10 protein-coding genes and 1 pseudogene are annotated in these 9,448 nt (G+C 60.2%); 10 read left to right on the top strand and 1 reads right to left on the bottom strand.

What is annotated here, in order from left to right; all coding sequences use genetic code 11:
- The 10 genes and pseudogenes from NW837_RS08460 to NW837_RS08415 form a co-directional block, all read left to right on the top strand.
- Positions 1 to 589 (top strand): SH3 domain-containing protein (locus tag NW837_RS08460; protein ID WP_414330644.1); only part of this gene is annotated, 589 nt, incomplete at its 5' end.
- Positions 590 to 870: 281 nt separating this feature from the next.
- The gene (locus tag NW837_RS08455; protein WP_414330642.1) at positions 871 to 1,668 is read left to right on the top strand and encodes a hypothetical protein; all 798 of its coding nucleotides are present in this window, start codon (positions 871 to 873) and stop codon (positions 1,666 to 1,668) included.
- Positions 1,669 to 1,819: 151 nt separating this feature from the next.
- A complete protein-coding gene (locus NW837_RS08450) occupies positions 1,820 to 2,341 on the top strand; it encodes a hypothetical protein (RefSeq protein ID WP_414330639.1) in 522 nt (173 codons plus the stop codon).
- 8 nt (positions 2,342 to 2,349) lie between these two features.
- Entirely contained in the window at positions 2,350 to 3,051 is a 702-nt protein-coding gene (gene cbiM, locus NW837_RS08445; protein ID WP_414330636.1) for a cobalt transporter CbiM, read from the top strand.
- A complete protein-coding gene (cbiQ, locus tag NW837_RS08440) occupies positions 3,038 to 3,868 on the top strand; it encodes a cobalt ECF transporter T component CbiQ (protein ID WP_414330633.1) in 831 nt (276 codons plus the stop codon). Before cbiM ends, cbiQ begins: the two co-directional genes overlap by 14 nt.
- A gap of 46 nt (positions 3,869 to 3,914) precedes the next feature.
- A complete protein-coding gene (gene rimO / locus NW837_RS08435; protein ID WP_414330630.1) occupies positions 3,915 to 5,336 on the top strand; it encodes a 30S ribosomal protein S12 methylthiotransferase RimO in 1,422 nt (473 codons plus the stop codon).
- Positions 5,337 to 5,386: 50 nt separating this feature from the next.
- Entirely contained in the window at positions 5,387 to 6,103 is a 717-nt protein-coding gene (gene rpiA / locus NW837_RS08430) for a ribose-5-phosphate isomerase RpiA (protein ID WP_414330628.1), read from the top strand.
- A gap of 320 nt (positions 6,104 to 6,423) precedes the next feature.
- Positions 6,424 to 7,761, top strand: a complete 1,338-nt coding sequence (locus NW837_RS08425) for a UDP-N-acetylmuramoyl-tripeptide--D-alanyl-D-alanine ligase (RefSeq protein ID WP_414330625.1) — start codon at positions 6,424 to 6,426, stop codon at positions 7,759 to 7,761.
- Positions 7,762 to 7,868: 107 nt separating this feature from the next.
- On the top strand, positions 7,869 to 8,093 hold the full coding sequence (locus tag NW837_RS08420) for a DUF3134 family protein (RefSeq protein WP_414330623.1): 225 nt from the start codon (positions 7,869 to 7,871) through the stop codon (positions 8,091 to 8,093).
- A 516-nt stretch (positions 8,094 to 8,609) separates the two neighbouring features.
- A pseudogene (locus NW837_RS08415) lies at positions 8,610 to 8,713 on the top strand (fasciclin domain-containing protein); the annotation flags it as partial.
- A 132-nt stretch (positions 8,714 to 8,845) separates the two neighbouring features.
- Here the strand turns inward: NW837_RS08415 and NW837_RS08410 are convergent.
- Positions 8,846 to 9,088 carry a hypothetical protein gene (locus tag NW837_RS08410; protein ID WP_011433628.1) on the bottom strand — a complete coding sequence of 81 codons (243 nt, stop codon included), beginning with the start codon at positions 9,086 to 9,088 and terminating at the stop codon, positions 8,846 to 8,848.
- Positions 9,089 to 9,448 lie beyond the last annotated feature (360 nt).

Here is a 9,448-nt window from a genome sequence, read left to right as displayed (position 1 = left end):
GGATCCCTTGCCCCGCCCAGCCAGTTTTCCCTCTCCCCCCTCTGGCCCTGCTGCAGGCACTGTTGACCCTGAGGGATTTCCCCCCGGCAGCCGTGGGCGGGTGATCGAGCCCATTGGCCTGGCCATCCGCAGCCAGCCCTCTGTTGATGGAGCCTACCAAGGGGGAATTGTGGTGGGGGAAACGGTGACGGTGTTGGAGTACAGCGCCGATGGTCGTTGGCAACGGGTGCGGCGGGAGTTGAACGGACAAGAGGGCTGGGTGCGCGCCGGCAATTTGGGCCCTGTGGATGGTGCTTCAGCTTCAACTTCTACAGCTCCCACAGTTGAACCCAACCCTGAATTAACTCCTTTGCCGACTCGACCCCCCACGGCAGCAGTGGTTTCCCCAGGTGAGCGGGGACGGGTGATCGAGCCCATTGGCCTGGCGCTGCGGGCCACTCCAGAGCGGGAGGGAACCTACATTGGTGGTGTGCCCATGAACGAGGTGGTGACGGTGCTGGGCCTCAGCGAAGATGGCCGTTGGCAGCGCATTCGCCGTCAGAATGGGCAGGAAGGTTGGGTGCGGGCGGGGAATTTAGCGCAGGAGTAGCCATACAGATGCCCCGGTGGGGGATTGTAACACCAGGGAAGCCTGTGTTTCGGTAGAGCAGTGCCGTTTGCGTCATCGGGGCCGAGTCCTTGGCAGGGGAACTGGTGAAACACACTCCATTGCGGCTTGGTGCTTCAACAAGGGATCCCTGGGGCAAGGGGTTAGCTTTACCCTTTCTGGCCCTTGGGTTGGCCTTCTCTCTAGGCGCCTGCCGACCGGCTTCTAACGCTGGAGCGGAAAAGGTCAGGCAGGAAGCACCCCTAGCCCAAGCAAAGGCAGAGATGGGTACTCTGGAGTTTTGGGCCAACGGCGAGGACTTCATTCGGGAGGGGTTTGTCTCCAAAGACGGCTGGGAACTGAGCTTTGAGCACGTGTACGTGACGCTGGCGGACATAACCGCCTACCAAACCGATCCGCCCTTTGATCCGGAAGGAAATGCAGATTTGCTGGCACGGGCATTGGTCAGCCTCTCCGGCCCCATCACGGTTGATTTGATCACGGCTCCCCCGGCGGAGCGGGCCTTACTGGGATCCCTAGAGGCACCCCCTGGCCACTACAACGCCCTGGGGTGGCGGCTGGTGCCAGCACTGGAGGGGCCGGCAAAGGGCTATTCCCTCTGGATCGAAGGCCAAGCCCGACCGACAAAGGAAGGGGCTGGGGAGATGCCGTTTGTGCTCAAGTTCAGCCCTGAGGTGGCCTTCACCTGCGGAGAGTATGTGGGGGAGGAGCGCAAAGGCTTTGTGCGCGTCGGCCAGGTGGCAGATCTGGAGGTCACCTTCCATTTCGACCACCTGTTTGGAGATGGAAGCTTGCCCCCCAACGACAGCCTCAATCAAGCAGCTCTGGGGTTTGCCCCTTTGGTGAAGTTGGATCCTGTCTCCCTGGAGCAGCGGCTGGCCGCGTCAGCGGCGCGGAGCACTGGGGGGGGATCCGACCTTCTGGAAGTGGACCGGGGGGATCTGCAGGAGGGATCCCCTGCGGCTAAGGCCGTATTGGAGATCCTGCACCACTTGGGCCATGTGGGGGAAGGCCACTGCCGCGCTGCCTCTGGCCCTGCCCAGACAGAGTCTTCGCCCTGAAGTCTTGGCTTTTCTAAGACCGGTCGCCTGCAGAGCGTAGAGATTGTCGTCTGTCCTCAGCTAACCAATGAACCGAGTCTGGCCAAAACTTTGGATCCCTTCCTGCCGACTGAGCCTGATTGCGGCGTCGCGTCAGCGATGCGGAGCACGGTTGAGCTTGCTGGCTTTCGGCCTGCTCCTGTCTGCTCCGGCTTGGGCCCATGGGGTGGAAGCCTCTCTTCGGGCTATTCCCGCTTTTGAGATCCAGGCCCGCTACGATTCTGGGGAACCGATGGGATCCGCCCGGGTGACGGTATTTGCGCCAACGGATCCCACTACCCCTTGGCAGGAGGGACAGACGGATGCGCGGGGACGATTTCTGCTGCAGCCGGATCCCAACCTGACGGGCCTCTGGCAGGTGCGGATTCGCCAGGCGGGGCATGGGGTGTTGGTCAACGTGCCGGTGGGCGAGGAGTTCCCTCAGACAGAAGGGATCCCCAGCGCTTCCCCACCCTTTGGGCCTTTGCAGCGGGGGGTTATGGCCGCCTGTGTCATTTGGGGCTGTCTGGGCACAGCTCTGTTCTTCTCCAGGCCCCGTCAATCTGGTTACGCAGCGGTGGAGAGCCCACCGGTTTCGGGATCTCCAGGGTCAGGAATCTCAGGCTCCCAGGCTGGCTCCTCTGCTCTGGAGTAGGACTGACCATGCACATCAGCGATGGCATTTTGCCAGCACCGCTTTGGCTAGGGGGTTATGGCATCACCGCCCTGATCACCAGCTACAGCTTGCGGCTTCTCCGTCGCGCCGGCGTTGCCGAGCAATGTCCTTGGTGGGAACGGGATCCCCGCCATATTGCTACGCAACGCTGTCGCGACCAGTTGCCCAAAGCGGCTTTGCTCACGGCTGTCTTTTTTGTGGCCTCTTCGATTCACCTGCCCTTTCCCCCGGCCAGCCTGCATCTGGTGCTGAACGGGTTGATGGGTCTGATGTTGGGGGCTTTGGCCTATCCGGCGATTGTAGTGGGCTTGTTTTTTCAGGCGGTGGCCTTTGGCCATGGGGGCCTGACCACATTGGGCATCAACGCCGCCATTATGGGGATCCCGGCGCTCCTGGCCGGTGGGATTTTTCGGGCAGGCCGTCGGGTGATGGGGGCCGGAGTGTCTGCCTTCTTGGCGGGAGCGGTTGGGGTGGGTCTAGCAGTGCTGTTGTTTTACGGGGTGGTCATGGCTGCTGTGGTTGACGCTGGCAGCGGGATCCTCTCCACAGAAGCCGGTCGTCTGGCTCTTGGGAGCTTGGTGGTGGCCCACATCCCCCTGATGGTGGTGGAGGGGTTGTTCGCCAGTTGGGTGGTGCTGTTTTTGCAGCGGGTACAACCGGCGCTGCTGGGAGAGTATGGCAAGAGATGAAGCCGGCTCAGGGATCCCTTGCTGCTGGCGCGGTCAACAATCCCATCCTCACCCCTCCAAACCCCTTTCCTGGCTGCACCGGTGGCAACCTCTGCCCAAGGTGCTGGGCCTGATGGCGCTGATGGCGGCTTTCGCCTCGGTGAGGTGCCTGGCCCTCTTGCCGCTCATCTGGGCGCTGGTGGCTGGACTGTGGAGCCTGTCGGGATTGCCTTGGAGCCTCGGGCTGAGGCGGCTGGCAGCCCCAGGGCTGTTGGTGGCAGGGTTGATGGGGATCCTACCCTTCTGGGCGGGGGAAACCATCCTGTGGCGCTGGGGATCCCTGGCTCTGCGTTGGGAGGGGCTGCAGATGGCGCTTCGCATTGGGGGGAGAGGGCTGGCCCTATTTGCCCTCACGATGCTGCTGCTGGAGACCACCCCCACATCGGAACTGTTGGCAGCGTTGCGGGCCCTGGGGATCCCAGACCTCCTGCTGGAACTGGCCTGGCTCACCCAGCGCTATTTGCAGGAGGTGGCCGCTCAGTGGCAGCAGATGCAACGGGCAGCCCGGCTGAGGGGTTGGCGACCGCGGGGATCCCTGTGGCGTCCTGGGCCGTCTCTAAGACAAGATCTGCCCTTTCTGGCCGCTTCGGTGGGTACCCTGTTGGTTCGCAGCTACGAGCGCTCGCAGAGGGTTTATCAGGCTTTGCGCCTGCGGGGCTATGGACAAGCGCCTCTGTTTCCGACGGCGGCTGGCAGGGATCCCTACAGTTGGGCGGCCACCGCGTTGGCCGTGGCTACGGCTCTATTGCTCCGCAACGCTGATGCGGCCCTCAACTAGAATAGATAAGCCTCTGGCAAGCTGCCCCCTTTTTGATGCTCAGTCCATGAATGGGTTAGAAGCGACCGTCTCCAGTTTCCCATCCGTTAAGGACTCCGTCCCGCTTACGCGAACAGCGGTGCAGCGTACAAAGGCGTCGGTTGCCATCTTGCACCTGGGCTGTGAGAAAAACCGGGTGGACACCGAGCACATGCTGGGCTTGCTGGCTCAAGCAGGCTACCGGGTGGATGGGGACGAAGAGAGTGCTGACTATGTGATCGTCAATACCTGTAGCTTCATTGAAGCAGCGCGGCGGGAGTCGGTCAGCACCCTGATGGAGTTGGCAGTACAGGGCAAGAAAATCGTTATTGCCGGCTGCTTGGCGCAACACTTCCAAGAGGAGCTGCTGCAGGAGATCCCAGAGGCCGTGGCCTTGGTAGGTACCGGCGACTACCACCAGATCGTCCAGGTGATCGAGCGGGCGGAGCGGGGAGAGCGGGTCAATGCCGTTACTTCTAGCCTGGATTACATTGCCGACGAGACCGTACCTCGCTATCGCACCACCCATGCGCCTGTGGCCTACCTACGGGTAGCCGAGGGCTGTAACTACCGCTGCTCCTTCTGCATCATCCCCCACTTGCGGGGCAACCAACGCTCCCGCTCCATCGAGTCCATCCTCCGGGAAGCAGAACAACTGGCCGAAGAGGGGGTGCAGGAGCTGATTTTAATTTCCCAGATCACCACCCACTACGGGATCGATCTCTACGGGGAGCCGCGGCTGGCAGATCTCATTCGCGCCCTGGGCAAGATCCCCATCCCCTGGATCCGCATGCTCTACGCCTACCCCACCGGCATCACGCCTGCAGTGGTGGAGGCCATCCAAGAAACTCCCAATTTCTTGCCTTACCTGGATCTGCCTTTACAGCACAGCCATCCGCAGATCCTCAAGGCCATGAATCGCCCCTGGCAAGGGCAGGTCAACGACCGGGTGATCGAGCGGCTGCGCCAGGCGTTGCCCAATGCCGTGCTGCGCACCAGCTTTATCGTCGGCTTTCCTGGGGAGACGGAGGAGCACTTCCAGCATCTACTAGACTTTGTCCAGCGCCATCAGTTTGACCATGTGGGGGTGTTTACCTTTTCTCCCGAAGAGGGCACCCCTGCCTACCACCTCCCCCATCAGGTTCCAGAGGCTGTCAAACAAGAGCGCCGCGCCCGTCTAATGCAACTGCAGCAAGGCATTGCCTTCCGCCGCAACCGCGAGCAGGTGGGCCGAGTGGTACCTGTACTTTTGGAGCAGGAAAACCCCAGAACCGGCGAGTGGATTGGCCGCTCCCCTCGCTTTGCCCCCGAAGTGGACGGGGTGGTGTACGTGCGTGGGGAGGGCTCTCTGGGATCCCTGGTGCCGGTGCAGATCACCCGCGCTGAGCCCTATGATCTCTTTGGCCAAGTGGTGGCAGCGCCGGAGGGTTTTAGCTGGAGCGGGCGGTAGCGGTGCAAAGCACTTTGGTAGGATCTTCATCCACGGGAGAGGAGCTGGGAATGACTACCCTTGGCGGCAGCGGGACCGAGTCTTTAGATGAGCTGAAACAGGCGGCAGCCCGGGCTGCAGTTCAAAAGGTGCAGTCGGGAATGGTGGTGGGGCTGGGCACGGGATCCACAGCCGCCTTTGCTGTCAGCGCCCTAGCAGAGCGGATGCAAAGCGAGGGTCTGCAGATCCTCGGTGTGCCCACCTCCGAGCGCACGGCTGAACAGGCCCGCTCCCTGGGGATCCCGCTGGCTACCCTAGAAGAGCAGCCGCGCCTGGATCTGGCCATCGATGGGGCCGACGAGATTGAAGTGGGATCCCTGAACCTGATCAAAGGGGCAGGAGGGGCCCTGTTGCGGGAAAAATTGGTGGAGGCCAGCGCCGCCGAGCTGATCATCGTTGCCGATGCCTCTAAAAAAGTCGCGCAGTTGGGCACCCGCTTCCCTGTGCCCGTGGAGGTGGTGCGGTTTGGCTGGAAAACCACCTTGGCCCGGGTGGAGGCCATCGGCTGTGCAGCCACTCTGCGGCTGAATGCCCAAGGGGATCCCTACTTGACGGACGAGCAGCACTACATCCTCGACTGCCAATTCGGCCCCATGGCGGATCCTGCCAAGATCGCCGATCAACTCAAAGGGACGGTGGGGGTTGTGGAACATGGCCTGTTCATCGGCATGGCCAAAGAGGCAATCATCGCCCTCCCGACTGGGATCGAAACGCTGCAACCCAGCTGACAACTTCCTATACCCAGTCGTGTATTGGCGTTGCCCAGGAACTGGGTTTACAGCTTTTTCCGACTTCATGGGAGTTCCGTAGCCAAGCGGGAGCCTTCCCACGCAAGAGATTGATTGACACTGGCTGTGGTAAACAACGCTGAAAAAAGCTGTACAGCTATCCCCAACTCCCCTCTCCCCCTGGGAGAGGGGCTGGGGGTGAGGGCTGACTCCCCCTGGGAGAGGGGCTGGGGGTGAGGGGGAGCGCTTGGGAAATGTCTCAATCGGGTCTGAAATGACCATAGACGAAGAGGCTGTAGGCGAATTGGAGTTTCTGCCCGATGCTGACCTTACGAACTGTGGCTGACCTGCTGCAAACTCCCCTGCAGGGGGATCCCCATTTGTTGGGTCTTCCCGTCCAAGCCATTTGCACCGACAGCCGCCAATTGCAGCCGGGGTCAGTCTTTGTGGCGCTGCGGGGGGAACGGTTTGATGGACACGACTTCATTCCGCAAGCTTTGGCCGGAGGGGCCATTGCCGTCATCAGCCAGCGTCCGGTGGCCGGGCCCCATTTTCAAGTCTCAGATACCCTAGCTGCCTACCAGCGCATCGCCAGAGGCTGGCGGGAGCAGTTTCCCCCCCCCATACTGGCCATCACGGGCTCAGCAGGCAAAACCACCACCAAGGAAATGTTGGCGGCTGCCCTATCCCGCTACGGCACAGTTCTCAAAAGTGAGGCCAACCACAACAACGACATCGGGGTTGCTCAAACCCTGCTCCAGATGCAACCGGAGCATCAGTTTGTGGTTCTGGAAATGGCCATGCGCGGCCCCGGAGAAATTCGCCGCCTGGCTCAGATGGCTCAGCCCACCCACGCCTTGATCACCCATATTGGCACCGCCCACATCGGCAGACTGGGATCCCGCGCGGCCATTGCTGCTGCCAAGTGCGAGCTGCTGCAGGAGCTAGGGCAGGGGGTGGCTCTGCTGAATGGAGAAGATCCCTTGCTGTTGTCTACCGCCGCCAGCCTGTGGTCGGGACAAACCCTTACCTATGGTCTGGATCGGGGGGACTTACGGGGAGAATGGGATCCCCAAGCCCAAACGGTAACTGTGGAGGGCCTAACGCTGCCGGTGCCTCTGCCGGGAAGACACCATGCCCTCAACTGGATGGGAGTGCTGGCTGCTCTGTGCAGCTTGGGGCTGGATTGGGAGCGGCTCCGAGAACCCATTGCTTTGCCTACCTCTCTGGAGGGGCGCAACCGCCATCTCAAGCTGGCAGGAGATGTGGAAATCTGGGACGAAACCTACAACGCCTCGCCGGAAGCGATGATCGCGGCTCTACACCTGCTGGCCCAAACCCCGGGAAAACGGCGCTGGGCCATTCTCGGCCCGATGCGGGAGTTGGGAGAGCATGCGCCTCAGCTCTATGCAGAGGTGGGTCGGGCGGCTGCCCCTCTGGGGCTGGATCGGGTCTTGCTCTTGGATCCCGAAGGAGAAATGCAACCGCTGCTCGACCAAAAACCGGCAGCCCAGACAGAACGCTGCGAGGAGGTATCCGAACTGCTGGAAATCTTGCTCCATCACGTGCAAGCCGGGGATCGGCTGCTGTTCAAGGCAGCGCGAGCTGTTGAGCTGGATCGGGTGCTGCGCCGCTTTTTGCAGGAGTGGCAGGCATAGGCTAAACTGAGGGATATATCGATGGAAAGCCCGCGTCCCTCGGTTGAGAGGAGATCAATCCAAGCCGAGTTCATTCCTCGTCGATAACTGCCCTTTTTCCGTACGGCATGTACTACCACAATCCCTCTCTGCGCGAAGAGCCCCGCGATCAGTCGCCAACGGTGGTGCCCTCTCCTAGCAGCCTCTCCATTCTTGACTGGTTGCGCAAAGAGGGCCGGTTGATCGAGCAGCCCATTGAGGTCCCTGAGATGATTTTGGAAGAAGACATCGACGATATCGACGATTTGATCGGGGACGACTACGACGAAGACTTCGAGCCGGAAGAAGAGTAAGCACAACTGCCAGGATTATTACGAGCTCGTTAACTCATTTATCCCTTTGCTCGGCACCGTGAGGGTGTTATTTTTTGTGCTGCCGCTGGATAGACAGCTCGAGCAAACAAAACAGTACAGTCGTTTCAGGTTAGAGTGAGACGCCTGAGCTACCAAGAAAAGTCTTCCAGCCCCGCGCATTCAACGCTTCAGGTGTGGGTGCAGCGTTTTAGTTTGAATCAGAATGACTATAGATGCAGACAAACGTAACTGATCCCTCAGCCTCAAGGGATCCTTTTTCAGCCTGTTTTGGATTGCTCACCACCACCCTGCGATGATTGTTGCAAATCTAACCTTAGTGGAAGATACCCCCGCAGCCTTTGTAAGAAAGCATCTTGGGGCAGTAGAAACATCTTTTTCGGGGACTTTTTTCGATTTCCCACTTACCATGCAGTGCCCGGCAAAGTTCTCTCTACCTCTTTGGAAGCTGGGGAAGTGGTTACGGTCGAGGGATCCCCTGTGGAAATCTCTTTGGCTGATGGTGTCAAGGTCAACGATGCTAATGTGTGACAGCCGACATTGAAGCTTCCAACGGCGTGATCCACGTCATCGACAAGGTGATCCTGCCCCCGCAAAGCTAACCTGTCGGTACTGAGGTTCTAAATCCTGCGGGGTCTAGTCCTCTGGCAGCCCCTGCCCCTAGTGGTGGGGGCTTTGCGTTGTCAGCCCGGCGATACTCAAGGGATCCCTGACCTTGGTCTGCTCTATAGGCTCTATAGGTCGATGCCAACGCTGGAAGCGTAGATCGCCTCCACCGACACGCCGGACACCCGTTGAGGACGCACGATCATGTACTCATTGTCCATTTGCTTGGGCAAGGTGATGAACTCTTCGCCGCCCACCATGAGGTTGTTGATCAGCTCGGTGTATTCTCTGGCTTCTTTGACCCGTACCTGCATGGTTTGTCCACCTTCCAGCATGATGTGGACAAGATATCCGTCAGGTTTTCTGGCCATGGATGCTCCTGCTGGGTGAACCGAAGGACGAGACGAGGGGTGTTCTTATGAACATTATTCCCCCTTTCGAGACCCCTAACCAACCCCTGACTCTTCCGTGAAATCTGGAATTGAGCTGCGCCAAACCGAATTCCAAGCCGTAGCATAGTGAAAGTGAAATGTGCCCATTTTAATCTTCCTCGCGCTCCATGCCCCATTTGCCTGATGTTTCTGCCGCCCACCGTGAGCTGGAGTGGAACGGAGTCCCTTCCACGCCGACAAACGACGCCCAACCCCTGAGCCGCTCTACCGTGAAGGATCCCATCACCGCCCGTTCCGACATCATCGCCGTCGGGGGAGCAGAGGATAAGGAAAATGAGC

The sequence above is a fragment of the Synechococcus sp. R6-10 genome, assembly GCF_047461815.1.
Classification (GTDB): Bacteria; Cyanobacteriota; Cyanobacteriia; order Thermostichales; family Thermostichaceae; genus Thermostichus.
Note: the sequence above shows the minus strand (reverse complement) of the source record. Positions and strands in the feature narration are given on the sequence as shown.